The 24852-nt window shown below is 31.5% G+C and carries 33 protein-coding genes; 12 read left to right on the top strand and 21 right to left on the bottom strand.

Translation table 11 applies throughout. The features are described from left to right. Positions 1 to 37 precede the first annotated feature (37 nt). The 3 genes from BUB65_RS00955 to BUB65_RS00945 are packed head-to-tail and all read right to left on the bottom strand — an operon-like array spanning position 38 to position 2751. On the bottom strand, positions 38 to 880 hold the full coding sequence (locus BUB65_RS00955; RefSeq protein ID WP_234946695.1) for a glycerophosphodiester phosphodiesterase family protein: 843 nt from the start codon (positions 878 to 880) through the stop codon (positions 38 to 40). A 43-nt stretch (positions 881 to 923) separates the two neighbouring features. After that, entirely contained in the window at positions 924 to 1922 is a 999-nt protein-coding gene (locus BUB65_RS00950; RefSeq protein WP_073071152.1) for an alpha/beta fold hydrolase, read from the bottom strand. After that, positions 1909 to 2751, bottom strand: a complete 843-nt coding sequence (locus BUB65_RS00945; protein WP_234946711.1) for an alpha/beta hydrolase — start codon at positions 2749 to 2751, stop codon at positions 1909 to 1911. Before BUB65_RS00945 ends, BUB65_RS00950 begins: the two co-directional genes overlap by 14 nt. A gap of 174 nt (positions 2752 to 2925) precedes the next feature. On the opposite strand from BUB65_RS00945, the gene BUB65_RS00940 reads away from it, so the two are divergent. Together BUB65_RS00940 and BUB65_RS00935 are read left to right on the top strand one after the other, a co-directional pair. Continuing rightward, entirely contained in the window at positions 2926 to 3357 is a 432-nt protein-coding gene (locus BUB65_RS00940) for a methylated-DNA--[protein]-cysteine S-methyltransferase (RefSeq protein WP_073071147.1), read from the top strand. After that, positions 3318 to 3920: a nucleotidyltransferase family protein gene (locus tag BUB65_RS00935; protein WP_073071144.1), complete on the top strand. Its 603-nt coding sequence runs from the start codon at positions 3318 to 3320 to the stop codon at positions 3918 to 3920. The genes BUB65_RS00940 and BUB65_RS00935 overlap by 40 nt, the downstream gene beginning before the upstream one ends. On the opposite strand, the gene BUB65_RS00930 is transcribed toward BUB65_RS00935, so the two are convergent. The 3 genes from BUB65_RS00930 to BUB65_RS00920 all read right to left on the bottom strand — a co-directional run bounded on the left by BUB65_RS00930 (position 3908) and on the right by BUB65_RS00920 (position 7329). Beyond that, entirely contained in the window at positions 3908 to 5062 is a 1155-nt protein-coding gene (locus BUB65_RS00930) for an MFS transporter (RefSeq protein WP_073071142.1), read from the bottom strand. The genes BUB65_RS00935 and BUB65_RS00930 overlap by 13 nt on opposite strands. Positions 5063 to 5178: 116 nt before the next feature. After that, entirely contained in the window at positions 5179 to 5490 is a 312-nt protein-coding gene (locus BUB65_RS00925; RefSeq protein WP_073071139.1) for a ferritin family protein, read from the bottom strand. Positions 5491 to 5502: 12 nt separating this feature from the next. Next, positions 5503 to 7329, bottom strand: a complete 1827-nt coding sequence (locus BUB65_RS00920) for a beta-N-acetylhexosaminidase (RefSeq protein ID WP_084727988.1) — start codon at positions 7327 to 7329, stop codon at positions 5503 to 5505. 107 nt (positions 7330 to 7436) lie between these two features. Here BUB65_RS00920 and BUB65_RS00915 point away from each other — a divergent pair, with 107 nt between their 5' ends. From BUB65_RS00915 to BUB65_RS08410, 8 genes are all read left to right on the top strand, one after another. Next, the gene (locus BUB65_RS00915; protein WP_073071136.1) at positions 7437 to 8054 is read left to right on the top strand and encodes a glycerol-3-phosphate acyltransferase; all 618 of its coding nucleotides are present in this window, start codon (positions 7437 to 7439) and stop codon (positions 8052 to 8054) included. Between the two features lie 63 nt (positions 8055 to 8117). Beyond that, a complete protein-coding gene (locus BUB65_RS00910) occupies positions 8118 to 8462 on the top strand; it encodes a PadR family transcriptional regulator (RefSeq protein ID WP_073071134.1) in 345 nt (114 codons plus the stop codon). Between the two features lie 159 nt (positions 8463 to 8621). Continuing rightward, positions 8622 to 9470: an ATP-binding protein gene (locus BUB65_RS00905; protein ID WP_073071132.1), complete on the top strand. Its 849-nt coding sequence runs from the start codon at positions 8622 to 8624 to the stop codon at positions 9468 to 9470. Beyond that, positions 9467 to 10348: an ATP-binding protein gene (locus BUB65_RS00900; protein WP_073071130.1), complete on the top strand. Its 882-nt coding sequence runs from the start codon at positions 9467 to 9469 to the stop codon at positions 10346 to 10348. Before BUB65_RS00905 ends, BUB65_RS00900 begins: the two co-directional genes overlap by 4 nt. Beyond that, positions 10345 to 10689, top strand: a complete 345-nt coding sequence (locus BUB65_RS00895) for a NifB/NifX family molybdenum-iron cluster-binding protein (protein WP_073071127.1) — start codon at positions 10345 to 10347, stop codon at positions 10687 to 10689. Before BUB65_RS00900 ends, BUB65_RS00895 begins: the two co-directional genes overlap by 4 nt. 9 nt (positions 10690 to 10698) lie before the next feature. Beyond that, a complete protein-coding gene (locus BUB65_RS00890) occupies positions 10699 to 11022 on the top strand; it encodes a NifB/NifX family molybdenum-iron cluster-binding protein (RefSeq protein WP_084727987.1) in 324 nt (107 codons plus the stop codon). Positions 11023 to 11026: 4 nt separating this feature from the next. Then, a complete protein-coding gene (locus BUB65_RS00885; RefSeq protein WP_073071122.1) occupies positions 11027 to 11293 on the top strand; it encodes a 4Fe-4S binding protein in 267 nt (88 codons plus the stop codon). A gap of 63 nt (positions 11294 to 11356) precedes the next feature. After that, the gene (locus BUB65_RS08410; protein WP_234946694.1) at positions 11357 to 11527 is read left to right on the top strand and encodes an NTP transferase domain-containing protein; all 171 of its coding nucleotides are present in this window, start codon (positions 11357 to 11359) and stop codon (positions 11525 to 11527) included. 326 nt (positions 11528 to 11853) lie between these two features. Here the strand turns inward: BUB65_RS08410 and BUB65_RS00875 are convergent, their stop codons facing one another. The 15 genes from BUB65_RS00875 to BUB65_RS00805 form a co-directional block, all read right to left on the bottom strand. Then, entirely contained in the window at positions 11854 to 12165 is a 312-nt protein-coding gene (locus tag BUB65_RS00875; RefSeq protein ID WP_073071120.1) for a ferritin family protein, read from the bottom strand. 94 nt (positions 12166 to 12259) lie between these two features. Next, complete coding sequence (locus BUB65_RS00870) at positions 12260 to 12763, bottom strand: ferritin family protein (RefSeq protein WP_073071118.1); 504 nt, start codon at positions 12761 to 12763, stop codon at positions 12260 to 12262. Next, positions 12763 to 14613: an FAD-dependent oxidoreductase gene (locus BUB65_RS00865; RefSeq protein ID WP_073071115.1), complete on the bottom strand. Its 1851-nt coding sequence runs from the start codon at positions 14611 to 14613 to the stop codon at positions 12763 to 12765. The genes BUB65_RS00870 and BUB65_RS00865 overlap by 1 nt, the downstream gene beginning before the upstream one ends. Positions 14614 to 14629: 16 nt before the next feature. Continuing rightward, entirely contained in the window at positions 14630 to 15733 is a 1104-nt protein-coding gene (locus BUB65_RS00860; RefSeq protein ID WP_073071113.1) for an NADH-quinone oxidoreductase subunit D, read from the bottom strand. Then, positions 15726 to 16256 carry an NADH-quinone oxidoreductase subunit C gene (locus BUB65_RS00855; protein WP_073071110.1) on the bottom strand — a complete coding sequence of 177 codons (531 nt, stop codon included), beginning with the start codon at positions 16254 to 16256 and terminating at the stop codon, positions 15726 to 15728. Before BUB65_RS00855 ends, BUB65_RS00860 begins: the two co-directional genes overlap by 8 nt. Continuing rightward, positions 16237 to 16779, bottom strand: coding sequence for a NuoB/complex I 20 kDa subunit family protein (locus BUB65_RS00850; protein ID WP_200773521.1), 543 nt, complete (start codon positions 16777 to 16779; stop codon positions 16237 to 16239). Before BUB65_RS00850 ends, BUB65_RS00855 begins: the two co-directional genes overlap by 20 nt. Positions 16780 to 16791: 12 nt before the next feature. Continuing rightward, positions 16792 to 17673 carry a respiratory chain complex I subunit 1 family protein gene (locus BUB65_RS00845; protein WP_073071107.1) on the bottom strand — a complete coding sequence of 294 codons (882 nt, stop codon included), beginning with the start codon at positions 17671 to 17673 and terminating at the stop codon, positions 16792 to 16794. A gap of 3 nt (positions 17674 to 17676) precedes the next feature. Then, entirely contained in the window at positions 17677 to 19518 is a 1842-nt protein-coding gene (locus BUB65_RS00840) for a proton-conducting transporter transmembrane domain-containing protein (protein WP_084727986.1), read from the bottom strand. After that, positions 19519 to 20868, bottom strand: a complete 1350-nt coding sequence (locus tag BUB65_RS00835) for a complex I subunit 5 family protein (protein WP_073071105.1) — start codon at positions 20866 to 20868, stop codon at positions 19519 to 19521. Beyond that, the gene (locus BUB65_RS00830) at positions 20865 to 21206 is read right to left on the bottom strand and encodes a sodium:proton antiporter (protein ID WP_084727985.1); all 342 of its coding nucleotides are present in this window, start codon (positions 21204 to 21206) and stop codon (positions 20865 to 20867) included. Before BUB65_RS00830 ends, BUB65_RS00835 begins: the two co-directional genes overlap by 4 nt. Before the next feature lie 2 nt (positions 21207 to 21208). Next, complete coding sequence (locus BUB65_RS00825; RefSeq protein ID WP_073071100.1) at positions 21209 to 21928, bottom strand: Na(+)/H(+) antiporter subunit B; 720 nt, start codon at positions 21926 to 21928, stop codon at positions 21209 to 21211. Continuing rightward, positions 21925 to 22164 (bottom strand): Na(+)/H(+) antiporter subunit B, encoded by a 240-nt coding sequence (locus tag BUB65_RS00820; protein WP_073071097.1) that lies wholly within the window; start codon positions 22162 to 22164, stop codon positions 21925 to 21927. Before BUB65_RS00820 ends, BUB65_RS00825 begins: the two co-directional genes overlap by 4 nt. Further along, a complete protein-coding gene (mnhG, locus tag BUB65_RS00815; protein WP_073071095.1) occupies positions 22161 to 22481 on the bottom strand; it encodes a monovalent cation/H(+) antiporter subunit G in 321 nt (106 codons plus the stop codon). The genes BUB65_RS00820 and mnhG overlap by 4 nt, the downstream gene beginning before the upstream one ends. Beyond that, positions 22478 to 22735: a cation:proton antiporter gene (locus tag BUB65_RS00810; protein ID WP_073071092.1), complete on the bottom strand. Its 258-nt coding sequence runs from the start codon at positions 22733 to 22735 to the stop codon at positions 22478 to 22480. Before BUB65_RS00810 ends, mnhG begins: the two co-directional genes overlap by 4 nt. Further along, a complete protein-coding gene (locus tag BUB65_RS00805; RefSeq protein ID WP_084727984.1) occupies positions 22732 to 23214 on the bottom strand; it encodes a Na+/H+ antiporter subunit E in 483 nt (160 codons plus the stop codon). The genes BUB65_RS00810 and BUB65_RS00805 overlap by 4 nt, the downstream gene beginning before the upstream one ends. Positions 23215 to 23547: 333 nt before the next feature. Between BUB65_RS00805 and BUB65_RS00800 the strand changes: the two genes are divergently transcribed. Both BUB65_RS00800 and BUB65_RS00795 read left to right on the top strand, forming a co-directional pair. Then, positions 23548 to 24186 (top strand): redox-sensing transcriptional repressor Rex, encoded by a 639-nt coding sequence (locus tag BUB65_RS00800; RefSeq protein WP_073071087.1) that lies wholly within the window; start codon positions 23548 to 23550, stop codon positions 24184 to 24186. After that, a complete protein-coding gene (locus tag BUB65_RS00795; RefSeq protein ID WP_073071728.1) occupies positions 24182 to 24832 on the top strand; it encodes a lactate utilization protein in 651 nt (216 codons plus the stop codon). The genes BUB65_RS00800 and BUB65_RS00795 overlap by 5 nt, the downstream gene beginning before the upstream one ends. Positions 24833 to 24852: the final 20 nt, after the last annotated feature.

Genomic DNA, 24852 nt, shown 5'->3' with positions numbered 1-24852 from the left:
GTATTCTAAAAAGGAGCTAGGTTAACCTAGCTCCTTTTTATTTGAAAATGTTTACCAATTTTTCAACCTCGTCCGTGATAATATAATCAGGTTTAAATTCTTTGATTATACTTCCATCATTAACTGTCCACAAAACAATTTTTTTATCTAAATATCTCAAAAGTTCAATCAACTTCAAAAACATTTCTCTATCATGAACTAATAGTTGAATTGGAATATGTGCACTATAAATATTTTTCGGTTCAAACAATTTTTTTAAATCATTCAAAGTTAAATAAGTGTGACGTTCATCGAACAAATAGCCGAATTTCTCATTATCATATTTTTTTGAAAGTTCAGTAATAATCTCATGATCAAAAGAACTAAAAATTACGTACTCAGATAAATCGTGTTCTTTTACAAGTTCAACAGCTGCATCACCAGCTTCTTTATCTTTAATTTCAATGTTTATTATCTTTCCTTTCGGAATAATATTAAACACTTCTTCAAGTGTTGGAACAGGAGCCTTATTTTTTATTTCACTCGCAGTTGAACTTTTAATTGATAAATCTACCCTAAATACCCTTTCCAAACTATTATCATGGGACACCATAATTATTCCGTCTTTACTTTTCCATATATCAAGTTCTACACCATCAGCACCTGCCTCAATAGCACCTTTAAAGGACTCTAAGGTATTTTCAACATATTTTTTAGGATAACCTCTATGACCTAAAATATACACATTTTTCACCTCGCTTTTTTTGTTATGTTCGTTTTTTAAGATTTTTAACTCTTGCTCATATTCTTCCAAAATAATTAATCTTTTATATTTATCAGGTAACAATAAGTTAGATAGAATTATACCCACTAAAAATAAAATTAAAAAATAATTTTTCATTATTTATTCCCTTTCTAAAGATATAATAATATTAATGATATTATTATTTTTTATCCTCATACTTGACTTTTTCAAGTAACCTTAATTGCCTTCTAAATTCTTTAGCATTCATTTTTTTTAGTATAAACTTTGCTAAAAAATACTGAAAAGGAAGCCAAGTCACATGACCTGAAAAAATGTAATGATGTTCTGGTTTACCTAATGTCTTCCAAAGTAATTTTCTAGTTTTCTTTGGAAGAGCCTTATCGAATAATGCTTCAATAAAGATAATTTTATCTGGATTTACAAACTTTGCACAAGCAATAGGATCAACCTTTAAAAAAGGATGAATATCACTCTTTTGCATTTCTTCAACAGTTTTAAATTGCTTTAATTTCTCAATATCGTCTTTAAAAATTTTTAAAAACTTTTCTTGTGAATTTATGTAAAACTCTTTCCCCAAACCTTTTTTAAATTCTTTTCTCATAAAAGAAAGAGTTGGAGAATACCAAATTAGTGTAGCAATATCTCCACCTGTAGCCATTAAAATTGTTCGTTTAAAATCATCACTAATAGCATTCAATATAACTCCGATCATTCCTCCAAGGCAAAATCCAAATAAACAATTATTTTCGTGCCATAAATTGTTATTTTTCAAAAATTCAACAACACTTAGCATATCAACAATTGCATGTTCCCAAAACTTAGTTGCTTTTTCAATATTAACCGAAAAGTAATCCTTTCCACTCATGGAACCATTAGGTACTCTGGTAAAATTACCAGGTAATATTGGAATTACAGTTCTGATCCCTGCATTAGCCAGATGAGTTCCCATCCACAATAAAAATGGGACATTATTAGTACCTAATCCATGCAAGATTACTAAAGTACCGGCAATATTACTTTTCGGTTCAAATAGATAAATCTCAACCATTTCTGTTCCTCTTTCTGCTTTTTTATACATACTTTTAAACTTTATATAAGATACTCTAAAATTTTTAGATTTTAAGATATATCCTGATGTATATTCTGGCGGAACGTATTTATAATCAAAACTTATCATTAAACTCACCTCTTAAAAACTTTATAGTTTCTCTTAATATTTCTTTCGTCCTCTCGTCTTTTAAAACGAACTCAAATCCATGATCACCATTAGGATGAAGTAATAACTTTGCTGAATTTTTATATTCTCTCAGTTTCTTGTACATTTTAACAGAAGAAATACATGGAACAACATTGTCTTTTAATCCATGAACTAGTAAAATTGGCATTAAACCCTTTTTCACATGATTAATCGGAGAATATTTTTCATATATTTCCTTGGATTTTTTCGGAAATCTTTTCAAAGTAACAGAAACGGCAAATCTGGCAAATAATGAATCAGTCTTCCATATATCTTTTAAATCCGAAGGGGAATAAAATGCAACTACATTTTTTACATCAGGTTTCTTTGTTAAGGCATAATATAAAGACAAATGCCCACCTGCCGATAAACCCATTAGACTAATATTGTTAACATCTATTTCTAAATGTTTATTATTTTTAACAATAAAATTTAAGGCACTTTCATAATTATCCAATAATATCTCTATGTCATTAAAGTAAGCATATCTATAATCAATAGTTGCTACAGCAAAATTATTATTTACAAGAAATCTATACCAAGATAAATTATTAGGTTGTTTTCTATATCCGCTTATCCAACCACCACCATGAGCAAAAAAGACTAAAGAATAAGGGCCTTTTGATTTTGGGTAATAAATATCAAGCCATAAATTTTCTTTGTATTTTAATGTTTTCACTCTGCTCCATGGTTTTTTTTCTATATCTAAAGGCAATTTCCCAAGTAAAGATTTTCTGATTAATGGTAACTCTATCAGAAACAAAATCATCACTGTTAAACCTAAATTGAGTAACGAGAGTAAAAGGAGAAAAATTGAAAAAACAACTTTAAAGAACACTTTATAATTTTTATTCTTCATATCTTTATTATAACAAATTTACTATTTTAAAATGAATTTTAAGATGATATAATAATTGTAAACACATTTAGGGGGAATATATCTATGAAAATTGGGCTAGTTCCGCTAAAAATTGGAACAGTTGTTATATATGTAGAAAATGACAATTTAGTAAAAATTGAACTTTCTGATGAATTTTTGGAAGAAAAAGATTGTGGGATATTTACCAAACAAATTAAAGAATATTTCGAGGGAAAAAGAAAAAAATTTGATTTTACTGTAAAAATAAGTGGAGGTCCTATTTTTAAAAAAATTTGGAATTACGTCTATAACATTCCTTATGGTACTACCGAAACATACGGAAAAATTGCAAAGGAACTAAACATTAACCCAAGAGTTATCGGCTTTGCTATGGCTGCTAATCCCTTACCTATATATATTCCATGTCATAGGGTTGTATCAAAAAATGATCTTGGAGGTTTCACAGGAGGGTTAAAATGGAAAAAATATTTAATAAATCTAGAAAAAAATCGATAGATTCAATTATATTAGCTGCTGGTGAAGGGAAGAGATATAGTAAAGGAAACAAATTACTACATTTAGTTAGTGAAAAACCTATGCTTCAAGTGGTTATAAATTTAGTAAAAAGTTGTAATTTCAGAAGAAATTATCTAGTAGTTAATCCTAACTGGCAAAATTTAAAAAACAAATTTAAAGTGCCTAACGATTTTGTTATTTTAGAAAATCATAACTATAAAAAAGGAATTTCTTCGTCAATAAAATTAGCAATTAGTGAAATAATAACTTCTATAGACATTCCAGAATATATTGCCATTTTTTTAGCTGATATGCCATTCATAAAAATAGAAGATGTAAAAAAAATCTTGAAATATTGTGATGGAAAAAATAAGATTATTGCTCCATTTTATAAAGGAAAAAAGGGATTTCCAACATTTATCCATCACTCACTTTTCGAAAAACTTTTCACTATCAATGGAGACACTGGAATCAAACAAATAATTATAGAAAATCCTGAACTTGTCTTCAAAATAAACTTTAACACGGATAGAATACTAAAAGATATTGATCAATGTTCATAAAATTCCTTATCCTTACCTTTTAGATTTTTATAAAAAATGAATGTAACAACTGCGTTGATAAAGTAAAATGCTGCACTTATTATAAAAATATAAAAATAACCTTCGTTTCCAGTGGCTAAATTTGCAAATACCATTGCGGCTATTGCTCGCATTCCATTATTTGCAAAATTTCTTATCCCTGCACTAGACGCTAGTATATTTGAGGGTAAAAATGATAAAACCAATGTATTAAAAATTGGATTTACCATATTCATTATGGTAAATCTACTAACATAGATTGTAGTAAAAATTATTGGTTCTCTTACAATTGCTAACATAAAAATCAATATAGGCACTATAAAATGCGAAATAAGAAGTAAACGTCCTGCACCAAATTTTTTCCCAAGTTTATGTGAGAAAGCAGAACCTATACTTGTTCCAAGTTGGGCAAATGCAAGAATAAATCCAATTAAAGTTGCACTCAGAGAAAATAAATCGTAAAAGATCACATTTCCAAAATGAATAAACAAGCCTGCACCAAATCCTACACTTGCTGTTGAAAAAATATAAAAGCTAAAAACTTTCTTTTGGAAATCATTTAAAAGAAATTTACCTTTTTTTATTCTTTTTTCTTCTAAATTTAACATAGGAACAATAGCAAATAATCTCAATATCATTGCTGAAATCATTACATTTTTAAAACCAAAAAGATCCCCTAAAATTCCTCCTGTTGCGTTTCCAAGCACACCAGTTAACATATTAGCTCCAAAATTCAATCCAAAAAACTTTGCCCTATTTTTATTGTGTGTATTTTCAACAATAAATACATCTGAAAGTATACGAGTTGAGGCGTTTAAGCCTCCATATAAAAACGATGATATATATAAATAATTAGCTGATAAAGGGAACAATCTCATTATAGCAAAAACAACAATAAAAGGTTGGATCAAAAAAAGTACCTTTTTTCTTCCAACTTTATCTGAAAAATAACCAATCAGGAGAGCAAGTAGAGCTCCGCCCCAAAGATTGTATGACATAATTGTACCAATTATTTCATTATCATATCCCAACGATTTAAGGTAAAGATTGAACAAAACTTGGTAAATGTTTCTAGAAATACCGTTAAAAAAAGTAAAAAGAATTATTTTAACGGGAGCGCTCATACAACTTCTCCTTTTAATTCGTTTTACGAATTAATTATACCAGAACTTGCCTTTTTCTACAAGAAAAATAAAAGGGAGGCAAATGCCTCCCTAAAAAGTTTTTTAACTTTCAAAAATTACTTTTTACTTCTTAATTTTTCAATCTCTTCTTCAACTTCCTTTGCACCTTCTTTGTAAAACGTTTCCTCTTCAGGATCAAGCTCTTTCAACAATCTTAGAAATTCACCTGCATGAACTTTCTCTTCGTTTGCAATGTCAATTAATACGTTTTTAGCAAGTTCATCATCAATCGACTCAGCTAGCTGCATATAAAGTTGAACAGCTTCATATTCAGCTGAAATCATGAAACGAATTGCTCTAATCAGCTCTTCTTTGGTTAATTTTCTATCAAGTTTTAGAACTGAAAACGGATTGGAAAATTCTGGCATTCTGTTCACCTCCTATTCTAAATAACTACAAATCTTAGTTAATTTTTTCAAACTTTCATTCAACCCTCCTTCTCTATTTCTTTTCTTCCAGATAGCTTTATAGTCATCAACAATCTTTTCAAAACGATATTTAAATTCTTGTTTTACAACTTTAGGTAATCCCGTAATTGAATTTGATCCTGTTTTTAAAAGTGAAATCAGTAAATCTACAGAAAATAAAGCAATTTCTATAGAATTCTTTATTTCTTCTTTTATCAAATCATTTGAATTTTCTGCATTGGATTGCCTCAGTAGCGAAAAATTCCCTTCCAAAATTTCTTTTGTTTTGTTCAAATTTTCCAGTTTTAACATTTTTACCATTTTATCAGTTAAAAGAACTTTTTCAGGAAATAATAGCGGTAAAGCAAACAATGTAGAATTAGGGACTTCAATTCCAGTTAATTTATAAGCATTGCCAATATTACATAGTATTCCTCCTAATTCTTCTCCATTAAATCCAATCTTATTCAATGCTTCCTCTAAATTTAAATCACTATTTTCATTAAATCCCCAGCTAAGCGCAGCCCCATATAAAAAACCTACAAACGAAATTGGAAGATGTTGCCAATGACCATTATCTCCCCAATCAGTTAGTAGAAAACCTTTTGCCTTATATTTTAACCCATTTTTAACAGCATTTTTTATATTCAAAATAGCATTTTCTACCCTTCCTAAAATAGAATTCCAACTTGAAGTTCCAGGACATACATAAAAATCAAAATCTTTAAATATAGAACATTCTTTCTCAAAAGGATGATCTTTTTCATAACCCCATATTAAAACAACAATATCTTTAGGTACGTTTTTCAATAATTCTGAATATTCTTTCAAAACATCTCCCCACATCATCATTCTTTTTCCATGACTAATTACTATATTGTAAATTTTCATTACAAATTCAAGATATACCTTTCCCTTGCCATATTTTTTGCAAAGACTCTTTGACTTTCCCATACAAAGATCAAAAGTTTCATCACAATTAACATTAAATAATTTACTTCTAAAATGCGGCAGTAATTCATTATACAATGAAGCTAAAAATTTAATGCTATCTTCAACGGCTGGAGATAATGTAAACGGTCTATCAAAATGCCTTCCCCACAAAGTATCAAACTCAGATGTTTCTGCCATATAACTATAATCATCATGCACTAACCATTTTTCCATATGTCCAAAGGAAGCTTGGTTAGGTACAAGTTCTATAAATCTTTCCCTACAATACTTATCAAGTTCTATAATATCCTCACTGGTAAATGGAGAATAACCCTTCCAAACTTTTTCATGTTCACGATATGCAAAGGTATGTTCAGTATAAAGCTGAAGTTGGTTATATTTTAATTCTGAAAATAAATCCACCAATTGAAATAAAGTTTCTAGTTTTGGAACTTTATCTCTGCTTACATCAATTAACACACCCCTGTTTTCAATTTCAGGCCAATCATGTATCTCCAAAACAGGAATTACAGTACCATAATTTTTGATTATCTGGATAAGAGTCATAAGTCCATAATGAAGACCTTGATTGTTATTTCCATAAATTTTAATTCCATCTGAAGTTACAATTAATTTATAACCTGACTTTTCTTTTACTCTTCCTCTGTTAACTTCAGCAACTATTGACGTTTTACTTCCTTTATAATACGAAATCAAAACATTAACTCCATACCTTTTCAAATAATTTTTTAATTTTTTGACACTTTTGAATAAATTTTTCGTTGATAAATAAACATAGCTACCGGATTTTAACTCAAATATACCATTTTTAATTTTAATTTTTTTTGGCATAGGAATTAGTATCACATTATCACCTCATTCTCATTATATAACATTTTTCAAAAAATATACAAAAAATTTAACATTTAGAGTATAATAATACTAGAAATGCAAAACCATAAGCGGAGGACAAAATGATTTTAATAATGTCTTTAATAGGCTTTTTTTCGGGAGCTATCATGTTTTCTTATTGGCTTGCACGTCTAAAAGGAATAAATTTAAAGGAAATTCGTGAAGGAAATCCAGGAGCTTTTAATCTTGGATATGCTGCTGGTTTAACCTATGGAATTTTAGGGGCATCTTTAGATTTTTTAAAAGGTTATCTTCCTGCTTATTATTTTGCCAAAGTTATTGGTCTTGATGATTCAAGAATTATATTTCTTGCACTTTCACCAATACTTGGGCATGCATTTTCACCATTTTTAAAGTTTAAAGGTGGTAAAGCACTTGCAACTACGTTTGGCGTATGGAGTGCTTTAACCAAATTTCAAATTTCATTTTTTTATGCTGTTATTCTCGGAATTCTCAAATACATCGAACGAAAAATAAACAAAAACAAACCTTCTCTTCCAGAAATTGATGCTTTACTTGATTTAACAGGTTTTGGAATAATTGGAATCATCTTGTTTGTATTACAATATAGTTTCATACTACAACAATTTTGGTTTTATAACCTTGTGTTGCTCATTTTTAAAAGAATAAGAGATATTCATACTTTGCTAAGCTTAGTGTTTAAAAGTGAACAAAGCTAAAAACATTAAATTTTGAAAAATATTGTTTTATTCAAAATCGAATAAATAAAAATGGAGGTAAATATGAAAAAAGGTGCTGGAAGGTACAGAAAAACATTTATCGAACCATTCATTTTATTAATTATTGCTGAAACACCAATTCATGGTTATGAAATTGCTAACAGACTTTCAGAATTCGGAATTCAACTTATAGGCCTAGGTCAAATGGGAAATCTATATAGAATTTTGACAAAATTAGAAAACGAAAAATTAATTTATTCAAAATGGGATACAAATCGCCAAGGACCTTCAAAAAAAATTTATTATATAACCCCAAAAGGTATAGAATACTTAAAAAAAAGCAAAGAGGAATTACTAAAAGTTAAAAAAGTCATAGATAAATTCATTATGAAAGTTTCGAAAATTTGAATAATATATTTTTGAACTTCTTTTTCTAATCCTCCCAAATGAGTAACCATCCTTTTAACAAGAAAAATTTTTCCAGTATGTACCCATAAATTGACATATGTAATAAGATATTATATAATCTAAGTATATATATGTAATTAACATATAGGAGGGGCTTACGTGAAGATTGCTATTCTAAGTGGAAAAGGCGGAACAGGTAAAACAACTATCTCAACAAACCTTGCATGGACATTATCCAAATTAAAAATTGTGCAATTACTTGATGCAGACGTTGAAGAGCCGAATGATCACATTTTTTTCGATATTTCATTTACCCATGAAGAAAACGTTGAACTTTTACTTCCTGTTGTCGATAATAACACATGTATTAGATGTGGTGAATGTTCAAGAAACTGTCAATTTGGTGCCATATCAGTTTTTGAATCTGGAGCTATGATTTTTAGAAGCTTGTGTCATGGTTGTGGAGTATGTAAAATGGTATGTCCTGTAAATGCCATAACTGAAAGTCCAAAAAGCATAGGCAAAATAATGCTAGGAAAAGTAAATGAAAATCTAAAGTTTGGAATGGGATTATTAAACATAGGCGAACCCTCTGGTGTCAAAATCATTAGACAATTGAAAAAACATATTGATAATAACGCAGAAATTGTAATAATTGATTCGCAACCTGGAAGTTCATGTCCAGTTGTTGAAACGCTAAGAAATATCGATTTTGCAATTCTTGTTACAGAACCCACAATCTTTGGATTACATGATTTAAAACTAGCTTTGGAACTTGTTAATGAAATGAACATTCCTTCAGGCATCATAATCAATCGTGATAACCCCAAAACAAAAATAATTGACAATTATGCTGCTGAAAAAAGCATACCAATTTTAATGAGAATTCCTTTTGAAAAACAAATTGCAAAAATTTACTCCGAAGGAAAGTTATTTACAGAATATCTCCCAGATTACCAAGAAAAATTCATTGCAGTTTATGAAACAATAAAGGAGCTGGTAAAATGAAACAAATAGCAATAGTTAGTGGTAAAGGTGGAACTGGTAAAACAACATTAAGTTCTTCACTTGGAATTTTATTTGACAATGCAATTCTAGCAGATTGTGATGTGGATGCGGCAAACCTAAACCTAATGTTTAATTCAAAGGTATTAGAAGAACATGAATACTACGGTGGAAAAAAAGCAATAATTGATCACGAAAAATGCAATAATTGCGGGATATGTAAAAAAGTATGCAGATTTGAAGCAATTGTGTTTGACGGTTCATATAAAGTTGATCCATATGCCTGTGAAGGTTGTAATGCGTGTGTAATTTCATGTCCGCAAAACGCCATTAAACTGGAAGAATCATTATCTGGTAAATTTTATTATTCTACCTCCGAAACAAAAAATATAGTCCATGGAAACTTAACTCCAGGTGAAGAAACTTCAGGAGGATTGGTTGCAGAGGTTAGAAAATTAGCAATAGAAAAGTCTAAAAATCTAAACAAAGAAATAGTTTTAATCGATGGTGCACCTGGTATCGGTTGTCCAGCAACTTCATCAATTGCTGCCACATATTTTGTAATAATTGTCACGGAACCAACTTTAAGTGGTATACATGATTTAAAGAGGATCATAGATACCGTTAGACATTTTAAAAGAGATTTTGCAATTGTAATTAACAAATACGACATTAATGAAGAAATTTCAAAAGAAATAGAAAGTTTTTGTCGAAAAGAAAACATATCAATACTGGGAAAAATTCCATTTGACGAGACTGTAGAAAATGCAATCCTTGAAAGTAAACCTATAGTTACATTTAAAGATAGTAAAGCGGCAAAGGCAATAATGGAAATATACAAAAAATTAATTAAAATCATAAAAAAGGAGGAAAAAGCATGAAAATAGCAATTCCATCTGAAGACAGAACTCTTGATTCAATGATCAACGACAGATACGCAAGGGCAGAGTACATTATCATTTACGATACTGACAAAGATGAAATAGTAGAAGTTATAGAAAATGACTCATCAGAAGCACATGGTAAAGGCCCAAAAGTTTCTCAAACACTTGCAAACAAAGGTGTTAAAGCATTAATTTCTCAAAGTGTAGGAAAAAACGCTTTTGATGTTCTTAAAGCTGCAAAAATAGATGTTTATATAACACAAAAAGACACAATAAAAAATATAATTGAAAACTTCAAGAATGGAAAACTAGAAAAAACCGAAAACGCAACAAATTAAGGTGATATTATGTTAGTTGCAATAGGAACAGTAGATGGAAAAACAATAAATCCAAAACATTTTGGTCACTCTAATACCTATTTGATTTACGAATTTGATGGAACAAATTTTGTAAAAAAAGAAGAAAGGCAAAATCCATATACAGAAACTCACTTACATGCAAAAGTGGATGAAATTCTTGAATTTTTAGGAGACTGCAAAGTATGGGTAGGAATGTCTATGGGAAGAAGTTCTAAAAAAAGGCTTGAAGAACTTGGATACATATCCATTACAGTGGACACACCCGAAGTAAGTAAAGCATTGGAGTTAGTTAAAACGCAACTACAGGGGTGATATTATGCCATGGGTAAAGAAAGAAGATTGTGTAAAATGTAAAATTTGTGTTAATGTGTGTCCCGTGGAAAATGCTATCTTCATCCAAGACGATGGTTATCCTTTTATAAACAATAACATTTGTACAAGATGCGGTTTATGTATGGAAAAATGTCCCAAAAACGCAATTCGACCAAACTATGAGAATCCCTCACTTAGAGGTATGGGGAAAGGAATGGGCCATCGCGGATTTGGAAGAGGTTTAGGCTACGGAAGGGGAAGAGGATATTAAAAAAAATCTCTCTGCATCTGCAGAGAGATTTTTTATATGGTACAATATTTAAAGGGGATAAAAATGCAAAAAAATATATATTCAATTATTTTAGCCACAGGTGAAGGAAAAAGGTATAAAAATGGAATAAAATTACTACATACTATTGGCGATAAATTTATGCTTCAAATGGTAATAGATTTAGTAAAAAGTTGCAATTTCGATAAAAATTACATAGTTGTTAATCCTTTATGAAATTTTGTAATTCCAGACAATTTTTTTATTCTTAAAAACAAAAATTATAAAGAGGGCATCAGTACATCAATTAAATTAGCAATAAAAGAAATAAAAAGCACAGATATTCTTCCCGAATATGTTGCCATTTTCCTAACAGATATGCCATTTATAAAAAAAGAAGATATAAAAACCCTCCAAAAATACTGTAACGGAAAACACTTAATTATTGCTCCATTTTTTAACAACAAAAATGACATAGACATCAAGCAAATAATAAACAAAAATCCTTCTTTATTAACAAAAGTAAACTTTAATACAAATAGAATTTTAAAAGACATAGACGATTAAAGTTCGCCTTTTAACTTTTTTATTTCTTCTTCAACTTCCATAGCTCCTTCGTTGTAATATTTCTCTTCATCTGGTTCAAGTTCTTTTAATAACCTCAAAAATTCGCCAGTATGTACTCTTTCTTCATTTGCTATATCTATTAATACTTCCCTTGCAAGTTCATTATCCGTAGATTCTGCCAATTGCATGTAAAGTTGTATAGCTTCATACTCAGCTGAAATCATATAACGAATAGCTCTAACTAATTCATCATGAGTTAATTTTCTATCAGATTTTAACCCTGAAAATGGATTAGAAAATTCTGGCATGTTATCCACTCCATTAAAAGTAAGTTATGGTGTATTTTTATTATACCGCATTTAAATTTATTAAAAAAGACACCCATTTGGGTGCCTTTTTTAATTAAAATGGATAAAATCCCAAATCCAACCTGTTTTTCTCAAATATCCGTGAAATAAGCTCTTTAACTAATTTTACATGTCCCTTTTCCCATTCTCTCAAGTTTATTAATATACTTTCTAGTGTCTTATCTTCCATTACCTTTGCTCTCTCTGCAGCTTTATCGTAATAAATTACAAAATCTTTTTCTATTAACAATGCCATTCTTAAAATTGACAAATCCTTTATATCATCTTCAGATGGTGTCTCTTCTATCTTTTGGTCCTTAAGTCTCTCATTAAAAAAGTCTTTTGTCGTATCTAAAGGTGCAACTGGTATTTCCCCTTCTTCTTCTAAGGCTTTCCTTATCTTTCTAATATACTCCGTATGCTCTCTTTCCATTTCTTGTAAAAATTCCAACACTTCTTTTGCCAATTTATTTTTTACCTCTTCTTTTTTCTCTTTGTAAAACTTAAATCCCTCGATCTCAAAATTTTCCGCAACCTTTAAAATATCTTCAATAGACATTATTTCGCCCCCTTTGTAAGGAATTCATCAATTCCCCTTGCTGCCCAATATCCATCTGCCACACCGTGTATTATATCTGGACCATTTACAATATCTCCGCCTGCAAACAACCATTTAACAGGTGTCTGCCTATATTCATTTGTCAAAATTCTCCCTCTGACAAACTCCAATTTTTCTTTTAGATCTTCAGGAAGATAACTATAATCCGGTGCTTGACCAATAGCTTCAACAACCATTTCAGCTTTTAGTGTCTGTCTTTCATTTTCATCGAATTTAGGATTAAATCTTCTATTTTCATCAAAAACCTGCAAACATTTTTTTAATTCCACTCCCCTAACCTTATCGTTTTCAATAACGATCCTTACGGGACCCCAACCCGGGTAGAATTTTACACCTTCTTCTGCCCCTTCTTCTATTTCCTCCATATCAGCAGGCATTTCCTCATATGTTCTTTCCAAACTTGTTACCTTTACATCAACCTTACCGTATTCCATTATCTGGAGTCTTGCCATAGATCTTGCAACATCCATTGCCACATTACCTCCACCTATTACTACTAAACTCTTTGGGATCTTGGGCTTTGGTCCTTCTCCTCTAAGATAATCTCTAATTTCCCTTAAAAGAGGTAATGCCTGAATTACATCTTCATGTTCTGTTCCTGGAATTCCCGTTGAACGTCCCAAAGTAAACCCTGTTGATACAAATACCGCATCAAATTCGTCTTTTAATTTTTGTAGAGGTATATCCTTTCCAACAGAAACACCAACGTGTATCTTTACACCCAAAGCTTGAATAAAAGCTATATCTTTGTCAAGGGCTTCATCTGGTAACCTGTAGGATGGTATTCCGTATCTCATCACCCCACCGGGTTTTGATAAAGATTCGAAAACTTCTACATCATATCCCATAGTTGCTAAAAAGTACGCAGCTGAAAGCCCTGCAGGCCCAGAACCAACAATTGCAACTTTTTTATTTTTCCTTTCCGGTTTAACTTCCAAAACTTTATCATACTCTGATACGTTATCAACGATATACCTCTTTAACCACCTTATAGCTATAGCCTCTCCTCTATTTCCCAAAGAACAAGCTTCTTCACATTTGTGCGTACAAACTCTTCCACAAACTGCAGAAAATGGATTTGCACCTAACATATTATTTTCCTCGTTTCCCTTTAAAAGCCACTTTAGTGCATCTGTTAAATCATCTCTCCATATTGCCTTTATGTATTCTGGAATTTGCATATGTTGAGGGCATCTATCCGTACACAAAGCACATTCGACACAACGTGCAGCCTCATGCATGGCTTGTTCCTTACTGTATCCTTTTACGTATTCAATAAAAGATTTTGAACGCTCTTCACCTTCAATCATTTCCATTTCTACTCTTTCAAGTTCAAGCAAATCAGAATCATCATCTCTAACCCATCCCACAGGAACATCCTCGATTCCATGAATTCCCTTTTCGGTAGGTGCAAATATAAAGTCTTCCGGTTCTGGAGAAACATGGACATATTCTCTAGTCATCTTTAGTGAACCTGTAGTACAAACATCCACACACATTGCACAGAATGAACATCTTCCATAATCTATGACAGGACGTGGTGGCTTTTTACCGTATTCGTGCGGTAAATCATCAACTTCAACCATTCTAATGGCATCTGTCGGACAGATCTTTGCACATGTCCCACAACCAATACACTCATTCCAATCATTTATGTGAAATCCCCTATATCTTTCTGCTGCTTCTCTTTTAACATAAGGAACTTTTATGGTAACGGGTTTTTTAAATATATATTTCCACGCTTTTATAGGAGCAAAAAATTCTTTTTTAGGAATTAATTTATTTGCCATCATGTCCCCTCCTTATCTATCTATCTACCTCTGGAGCACAAACATCCATTGTTGAAAGCCAAATTGGAACATCTTCTATTCTTGTTCCAGGTAAATACTCCTCTATACCTATAAACGTTTGAGGATATGATGCACCACGTACTGCTACTCTATACGGTTTTTCTCCTCCATCTGAAACCATATAATAACCATATTCTCCCCTTGTCGATTCTATATGCACATATGCTTGACCTTTTGGTACTCTGTATCTAAGGGCGTTCCCTTCACTAATTGGAACATTGACCTTTCCTTCTGGCATCTTTTCAAGACATTGCCTAATAATCTTTATACTTTGATATATCTCAAGGTATTTAAGGTATACTCTCGCGTATGCATCTCCTTCAGTAGCTGTAGGAACTTTAAAATCAACTTTATCGTAAAACAAATAAGGATCAACTTTTCTAATATCATATGGCACTCCTGTTGCCCTAAGACCAACTCCTGTAACACCAAGTTTTAATGCTGTTTCCTTATCTAATATAGCTATACCTTTTAATCTTGTATGAACTATCCTATTTTTAAAGATTAAAGTTTCATACTCACCCAATCTCTCCTCAATGTAATTTAAAGTATTGAAAATTAAATCTTGTATCCTTGGAGTTAAATCTTTTCTAACTCCACCAGGTACTATGTACATATGATAAACTCTTGCTCCAGTTAAACTTTCAAAAATATCTAAAATACGATCCCTGTCTGCTACTCCCCAAAATGAACTTGTATAAAGTCCAATAGTACCTCCAATACCCGGAAAACTCATTAAATGACTTGCAATTCTTGCCAATTCTAAAACAATCATCCTTATCCATTGTGCCCTTTCAGGAACATCTATCTTTGCAATCTTTTCAACAGCCATTGCATAACATACTTCATTAATATCCGGTTCAGGCACACAGATCCTTGGAATAAGAGCAAGATTCTGGTACCAAAGTCTTCTTTCCATTAGTTTTTCAAAACCTCTATGTAAAAAGCCAGGCAACGGTCTTGCTTTTTCAACAGTGTCACCTTCAACATACATATGAACACTAAAATTCCCATGCATTCCCGGATGGTTAGGACCAAAAAAGAGCTTTACTTCACCCATCTATATCACCTCTTATTATCTTAGCTTCATGAATAACATCTTTTTGATATTCCCTATCAGGAAATTTCTTTTTCGAATATTCAAACGGATCAAAGTCCTTCCTAAGCGGAGGAATATCATCCCACATTTCCAAGAAAAGTGGTTTCATATCGTTATTTCCTTCAAATTTTATTCCAAAAAACTCGTGGAGTTCTCTTTCATAATACCTTGCAATGGGCCACATGTGTTTTACAGTAACAAACTTTGGATCATTTCTACTTATTTTTGTTGTAATCAAAAATTTTCCACCATCGTTCCAAGAATAGAGAATATACACAAGCTCAAACTTTCCCTCATCTATCCAATCAACAGCTGTTATCAAAGATAAATGAGAATACCCCTCTTCTTTTAAAGCTAAAAGCACGGGCAACACTTGTTCATTGGACAACTCAAGCTTTACTTCTCTTTCATCTATCTCTGTTATTTTAAAATCATTAGCTATTTTTTTTAGATTTTCTATCATATTACTCATGGAATTCATCATGCACAAACACCTCCCCAAGGGATCTGAGCTGATTCTGTTTATACCATTCGTAATCTTCTTTGTATTTTTTCCAGCCATTTGCTTCTCCTTTTCTTATCATTCTCATAAGTTCATTAAATGCTTCAAGCAATGCTTCAGGCCTTGGCATACAACCTGCAATGTATAAATCCACAGGAATGTAATAATCCAATCTGTTTATTGTAGCATACGAATCGTAATATATACCTCCGTTTAACGTGCACGATCCAAATCCAATAACATATCTAGGTTCTGCCATTTTTTCATAAGTATAAATAACCCTTCTAAGTGTCTTAGCGCTTAGATATCCTGTAATAAACAAAATATCCGCCTGTCTTGGAGTAGCCATTGGACCCATACCAAATCTTTCCATATCAAACCTTGAAGTCATTGTTGGAGGAAGTTCAATAGCTCCACAACCTGTACAATAATGTAGCATCCACAAGGATCTACTTCTAAGTTGATCTGCTATTTTTTCCCATAAACTTCTTTCATTAATGGCCATTTCTTCCACCTCCTAAAATACCCAACCAAGTAATACAAATAAAACTTGGACAAATGCTAGACTTAACGGTACTTTCCAATAAAATTTAACAACTTGTTCTATTCTAAATCTTGGCAAAACCGATGAAATTAATGTTGCAATTATCCAAACTATAGTAAATTTCAAAAGAAATGTAAAATAATTACTTACTCCAAGGAATATATCCACAAACAATCCTATTTCGACAAATATCGAAAAAGTATGCATTAACATTAAAAGTCCCATATATTTAGCAGATAGTTCTACCATTGGACCAGACGCAATTTCAGCAGGTGCAATAGGTGTATCAAAAGGTTTTTTCCCCAACATTCCAAGCAATGAAACAAAAGCAACAATTCCACCTATTGGCATTTTAAATAAAGTCCAAGTATCCTGCTGAGCCATCATCAATCCAGATACAGAACTGGTTTTATAATAATACAAAACACCTGCTATAGAAATTAAATAAGGAAGTTCATACCCTAGCATTTGAGTCAAAGCTCTTGCAACACCTATACTAGCATTCGGATTCCCAGAACCAACCATCCCCATTGCCATTCCAAGTGCTCCAACTGCAAACAAATAAACTATTATAAAAATATTGTCAAGTCCAGGAAATGCAACCAAATTCCCCAATGGTACAAAAGACAAAGTTGCAATAACTCCACCCAATGCCATCAAGATTCCAAAATCAAAAATCCAACCGTGAGAAATCCCCCTCTTTGAAAGAGCCTTGAAAACATCTATAAAATTTTGATACCAAGGAGGACCATACCTTCTTTGTACTCTAGCCATTACTTTCCTTGCTATACCTTCTAGAGTTAATCCCACAAAAAATCCCGTTAATAAAACTGCAATTACCTTTAATATTGTCATCTCTTACCACCTCACCCAATATATTATGAGGATTACAACTGAGATCCAAAAAACATATCCACTTGGACTTAGTTTGTAAATCAAACCAGTTACAATATCACCAATGGATCTAAAGAACGCAGCTAACATACCATACAACCTTTCAAAAGATGGATGTCTATCGTATAATCGTTCAATAAATCTATAAAATCCTGTCGCATAGTGATACAAGTCGTAATTGTATAAGTAATCTCCACCAGTATATTGATCAGTTAGTTCGACTCTTTTCCCCTTTGGGAATATCAAATACAAAACTATCGCAATTATAAAACCTACTGAAAACATTGTAAAAACTGTTAAAGTATTCCACTTACCAAGAGGAGTTATTATCTCAAATCCATTGTATGAAATAGGCTTTATTCCAAGAACTTTTTCTATTGAACTTATATAATCTAAAACTGGCTTTGGATAAACTCCAATATAAAGCACCAGAACAACAAACAACAACATAGGTATTAACATAATACCAGGAACTTCTTTTACATCGGCATGTTTTCTTTTTAACTGCCCCAAAAATACACCTGCTAATGGTCTAAAAACGTAAAGAAAAGATCCCACACTTCCAATAAATGTAATTGCCAATGTGATAAACATACCCTTGTTGACAAGCGCACTAAAAATCATCCACTTTGATATAAATCCACTTGTAGGTGGTATACCCGCAAGTGAAATTATTCCAACAAGATATGTAACAAATGTCCATGGCATTCTCCAAATCAATCCACCCATTTCATCAATCTTCGTGGTTCCCGTCCTATACACAACTGCTGCAAAAGATAAGAAAATCATAGCAGCAGCTATTGCATGGTTGAATACATGGAACAACCCACCTGAATAACCTATCGAATTCATAGTCCCCAATCCCACGAGGATGTAACCACCATTTGCAATAGACGAAAATGCAATTAGTTGTTTCATATCATTTTGCCTAATCGCCATAAACGTACCAATTAATATTGAAATATTGCCAAGCCAAATCAAAAGGTAATTCAGCAGTGGGATTCCATGATAAAACGAAGAAAACATTTGAACAGTTGGAAAAACCGATATTGCAATTGCCAAAACATAAGATCCCATTTTTACCAATTGCCCAGATAAGATTGCACTAAACGCATCTGGAGCGTTACCATGGGTAATTCTAAGCCAAGTATGAAGTGGAAAAATTCCACTTTTTGCCATACCAGCACTTGCAATAAATAAAATTACAAACCATTTAAATAATGACGAATCATTAACTAATTGCTGAGATACTTGTTCAAATGAAAGCACACCATATCTTTTAAAAATTACAAAAATTGCATAAAGATACATGTAACTTCCAATAGCACTTGTCACTGCATAAATTACAGCTGCCTTTTTTGAATCTTCTTTTCCCATAGGAACTATCAAAAATGAACCTAAAACAGCTAATTCCCAAAAAATGTAAAGAGTTAACAAGTCATTTGCAAAAAATACACCCAAAACTCCAGAAATCATAATTAACATAAAAGCATTAAAAGCCGCAGGCTTAATACCTTTTTTCTTAATCCACTCAATTATAAAAAATGTTACAAAAGAAATTACAATCATACTTACTAAAGCAAAATATTTTCCTAAATATGTAACTTTAAGTGTACTTTCTAAATTCTTAAAAAGCACAAAAAGTTTCTCACTATGGTTTATATTTAAATTCCAAACTTCATAAAGTGCATATGCGGTAAGTAAAAAGTTAAATATTGAACCCAAAACTCTGTTAGCTTTTGTCAACAGATAACTTACAATTGAACCAAAAATAAAAACCAAAATTAAATTAGTTAAGGATATCATTTACATCCCTCCTAAAACGTTATTAATATACGTCTGAGAGCTTATTATACCTTGCGATATATTCTCAGAGATCTTTAAATACATTTCAGGATGTATACCTATGTAGATTAAAAGTAGAGATAACACCAAAGTAATCAATAAAATATTCCATGAAATATTAGAATGTTCCTTAGCCTCACCATACCAAAGCTTTATATTCCACTTCAACAAATATGCAGCCTCTATTATAGTTGAAAATAACAAAAGTGCAGGTAATAAATAATCCCCTTTCTCAAATGCACTTTGCAAAATTAACAATTTACTTCTAAATCCTGCAAAAAGTGGAAAACCAATTAATGAAAACGATGCAATACTAAAGGAAATACCTGCAGTTTTGTTATTCATAAAACTTCCTATTAAGGTTGCACCAATAACAAATAAAATTATTTTTGAAGTTGCATCATTTAACAAATGAAAATAAGCAGCAGTCAATGCGTTAGATGTATTGAGAGAAAGCACACTTAATATTAGACCCGCTTGTGCTATAGAGGAAAATGCAAGCGCTTTTAAAAGATTTTCTTGTCTAAATGCAGCAATTTCAGCTAACACCAAAGTAATCAATCCAAAAACATACAAAATATCCAAAAAATAGCCACTAAAAACTGTAATAAATATCCTGCTCAAAAGATAAAACATTGAGAAAGTTACACTTGTTGCCAAAATAGTTGGTGCTATTGCTGAACCAGAAGCATAAACATCTGGAACCCAACCTGCTAATGGTAAAATCTTACTCTCAACAGCCAAACCTATAAATAACATGAGGGCAACATAAGGTAAAAATGAACTATTCATGTTAAGTAAAATATCTGCAAAATTCAAAGAACCTGTTCCTATATATGCATATATAGCACCTAAAAGATAAAATCCACCTGCAACACTTCCGACAATAAGATATTTATAGGCACCATAATAATTTTTCTTTGAAGATGCAATAATGTAAGCTGCAGCCGCTGTTATCTCTAAGAAAACAAACGAGTTGAAAATATCACCGGTTAAAATTATTCCATTCAAAGAGGAAAGTAAAATCAATAATACTATCGATAAGCCATCGGCAATTTGAGGTATCAACGAAACAATTAAAAATATTATGTTAACAACCAAAAGCGTGTAAAAACTTGCAGAATCTAAAACTAAAACAATTCCAAATGGTGCCTTCCATCCTCCCATCTGCACCGTCGAATTAACGGGAAGATTCATCAATAAAAAAAGGTTAATAATAACTATAATTGGAAGGATATATTTTGCCTTTTCCTTAAAAGGTACAAATAAAAACGCAGAAAGTAAAGGTACAACAACAAGTAATGCCGTCATTCTTTCGCCTCCTTTGCGGCGATTTCTTCAACTTCTAAAGTTTCGTATTTTTCGTAAACTTTTATCAACAAAGACGCACCAAGAGCAAGTGTCCCAACACCAATTACAATCGCTGTAAGTACCAATGCTTGTGGTAATGGATCTACAAAATTGGCAACAGTGGTATATTGAGAATATATCGGTACATCTTTTCCTTCAATATATCCAAGAGAAATTATAAATATATTTATTGCGGTATCTATAATTGTTAAAGATACTAAAAATTTAAACAAATTTTTCTGAGTTAAAATTCCATATATACCTATTCCTATCAAAATAAAAGCAATATAGTAGATCATTATCATCCCTCCCTGTACATATCGGCAATGACTCCTGATAACTCTGCACCAACCTTAAATCCAATTAAAATGTACACAATTGGTACAATACCCGCACTAAACAAAGTACCTATTACTCCCGTCGGGAGGAAATTGACAAGAAATATTCCTCCTACAGCCAGTCCAACTAATCCCAAAATTATGTACAAACTTCCCGCAAAGCCTTCAACAAATTTTGATGTTTTTGAAAGATTAAACTCTTCGCTTGATAAGTACAATAAAAGTATTCCCGCAGCTATTATTGTTCCACCTGGAAATCCTCCACCAGGTGTAAGATGCCCATGAATAAATACATAGGCTCCAAATAAAAATATTAATGGTAACAAAATTTCAACAGATACTCTCAAAACAAAATTAGGCATTCTCCCATACTTTTTTCTTCTAATTCCATGTAAAACGAAACCTACACCTAAAGCAGAAGTAAAAAGTACCGTAACTTCACCTAAAGTATCAAAAGATCTGTAATCAACCACTATTGAAGTTACAACGTTTGCAGCTCCATCTTCTAAATTCTTTGATTCACCAAATTCAACTTCCTTATTTTCTACATTAACATTCTTATTTATATATGCTTTAGAAACTTTGGAAAGCTCAACCTTACCATACTCTGGAAGAATAGAAAGTGAATTAATTAACAAAGTAAGTATGCCTATAACAATTAAAATTGAAAAAACTCTTCTCATTTTTTCTCACCACCTATTCTCCGTAAAGCTAATACCAAAACAGCAGTGGTAAGTCCTGCACCTACTGAAGCTTCAGTAATGGCGACATCAGGTGCTTTCATTATTACAAACAAAAAAACAGATAATAAACTTAAAAGGGAAAGAGCAATAAATGAATCAAGTAATCTTTTGGTTTCAATAGCAAAAATTGCAGAAATTATCATCAACGCACCAACAAAGATAGTAACCATTGTCATTCCTTTTCACCACCTTTGTATTCATCTACTTTTGTCTTTTTAGTTGGTTTAATACCATTTAAATAAGATGCTCTTGCTAACACTGAACTTCCAACAGGATTTGTTAAAGCAATAAACGCAATTATTACCAAAGCTTTTGGTAAAAAATCAAAATTTACTAAACCAACACCTAATATCACTGAAAAAGATCCTAAAGTTGTTGCTTTAGTTCCTGCCTGAAGTCTGTTATAAACATCAGGCATTCTGAATATCCCAAGACCACCCAAAAAATAGAAAAATGCTCCAATCCCTATTAAAATATATCCGAAAGTTATCATTTTTTCCCCTCCAAATATCTAGAAATGACAACTGTCTCTACAAATGCAAGAAGTCCATAAACTAACGCTATATCAAGATACAACCCATTATTAAACACCAATGCCAAAAATACAATAGTCCCGGTTAAAACAACATTCAATGTATCCAACGCAGCAACTCTATCTGCACTGGTAGGTCCTAATAATATTCTCAAAAAAGAAAAAAACACACCGAGAGCTACAAAGATAAAATAAATATAATTCAACAAATTCATTCAAACACCCCCTTTAAAATCTTTTCAAACTTACCGGCTATAATCCTTTTCTTTTCCTTATCTTCTAACGTTTTAACATCTATCCAATGTATAAATAGCACATCATCTCTAACATCTAACGTAAGAGTACCAGGAGTAAGAGTTATTGAATTTGCTAAAACAAGCTTTGATGAATCTTTCTTAAGTTCGGTGCTAATTTTCACAAAACCAGGGTTAATAGGAAGAGAAGGATTCAAAACACGGACAGCAACATCAAAATTCGCTTTAATTATCTCCCAGATAAATACAGGCAAATAGAGAAAAATAAATTTTACTATTCGAAGAGGAAATTTAATATCAAATTTAATTACATAATATTTTCTCAAAACTATTGAGATAACTAAAGAAACAAATAAGCCAACAATTAGTTCTTTAACATCTGTGAAACTTGTTAAAATCATCCATGTGAAATAGGTCACAAGGAAAACAGAAAAATTCATAAACATCCCTCCTGTAAGGAATTTGTATTTTTAAAACAATTTGTGGATATTTTTAGTCGGCATTAAACGTTTCTTATTATAACACAAAAAAAATTTTTTTCAAATACTTTTATTTTGCAAAATACGAGAATGATACGAGAAAAATCACAAATACACCCGTTTAAAACAATTAAAGATAATATCTCAAATTTTATAGAAATTTCTCTTTTTATAAAAACTTTCACGTAATTTGGACCATTATTATCTGTTTTGCAATTTTTCATTTAGAAATTTTGTAGTATAATAATTGTGATGTAATTCACATCCGAAAAATTAAAGGGGGAGATACAATTTATGAGAAACAATAACAAAATTCCAAAGCCAGTTATCAGAAGGTTAGGATTATATTATAGGTGTCTAAATAGACTTAATGAAGAAGGTATTGAATTTGTTGCTTCTAAAGATCTTGCTGCTAGATTGGGAATTAAATCCAGTCAAGTAAGAAAAGATCTTTCTTATTTTGGTGAATTCGGAAAAAGAGGCGTAGGTTATAATGTAGAAGAGTTAATGAAAAAACTAGAAGGCATTATAGGTGTAGATAAGTACTGGAATGTTATTATACTTGGTGCGGGAAATATTGGTGCAGCTATTGCCAATTATGCTGGTTTAAAAAAAGATAAATTTAATATAATTGGCATTTTTGATGCCGATCGTTCTAAAGTAGGGAAAAAGATTGGAAAATTAACAGTTCAACATGTCTCCGAACTCAAAAGCTTTGTACAAAAAAACATAATTGAAATCGCCGTAATTGCTGTTCCTGAAACGGCAGCTCAGATGGTAGTTGAAGAATTAGAAACTCTCAACATAAAAGGAATTGTCAATTTTGCACCTGTAAAACTCCGTACTAAAATTCCTATTGAAGATGTTGATATTACTTTGTCTTTCAAATCCCTTGTATTTAGAATTGAAAGATCGAAAAAGGAGGGAAATTAAGTTGAGAAAAGAGCTCCTTAATTGGAAAAATTTTACTTTGGCAAGTAAACTTGCAGATAATCTAGAAAAAAAAGGTCATAAGGTGTTTATAGTAAAAAACGGTAAAGAAGCATTAGAAAAACTTAAAGAACTTCTCCCAGAAAACTCGATTGTAGCAACTGGTGGTTCTTTAACCCTTTCAGAAATTGGTGGTTTAGAACTTTTGAGAAGTGGAAAATACAATTTTCTTGATAGATATTCTGCAAAAACGAAAGAAGAAAAAGAAGAAATAGAAAGAAAAGCCTTTCTTGCCGACTACTACATTTGCAGCGCAAACGCGATTACTGAAGATGGCAAAATTGTTTTCTTAGATGGAAATGGAAATAGGGTAGCTGCAGTTATCTATGGCCCTAAAAATGTAATATTAATTTCAAGTATAAACAAAATAGTCAAAGATGTTCCTGAGGCTAGGGAAAGAATCAAATTCATTTCTCCTATGAATTCAAAAAGACTTAATCTCAATACCCCGTGTACTCAGACTGCTATATGTGTAAATTGCTCGTCTCACCAGAGAATTTGTAATTATTTTGTCGTTATTGAATCTGGACATAGACACCCTGGAAGATTTAAAATTATCCTTATTACTGAAGAAGAATTAGGATTATAAAAAATAATTAAAGAAAAAAT

Source organism: Thermosipho atlanticus DSM 15807 (assembly GCF_900129985.1).
GTDB lineage: Bacteria > Thermotogota > Thermotogae > Thermotogales > Fervidobacteriaceae > Thermosipho_A > Thermosipho_A atlanticus.
Note: the sequence above shows the minus strand (reverse complement) of the source record. Positions and strands in the feature narration are given on the sequence as shown.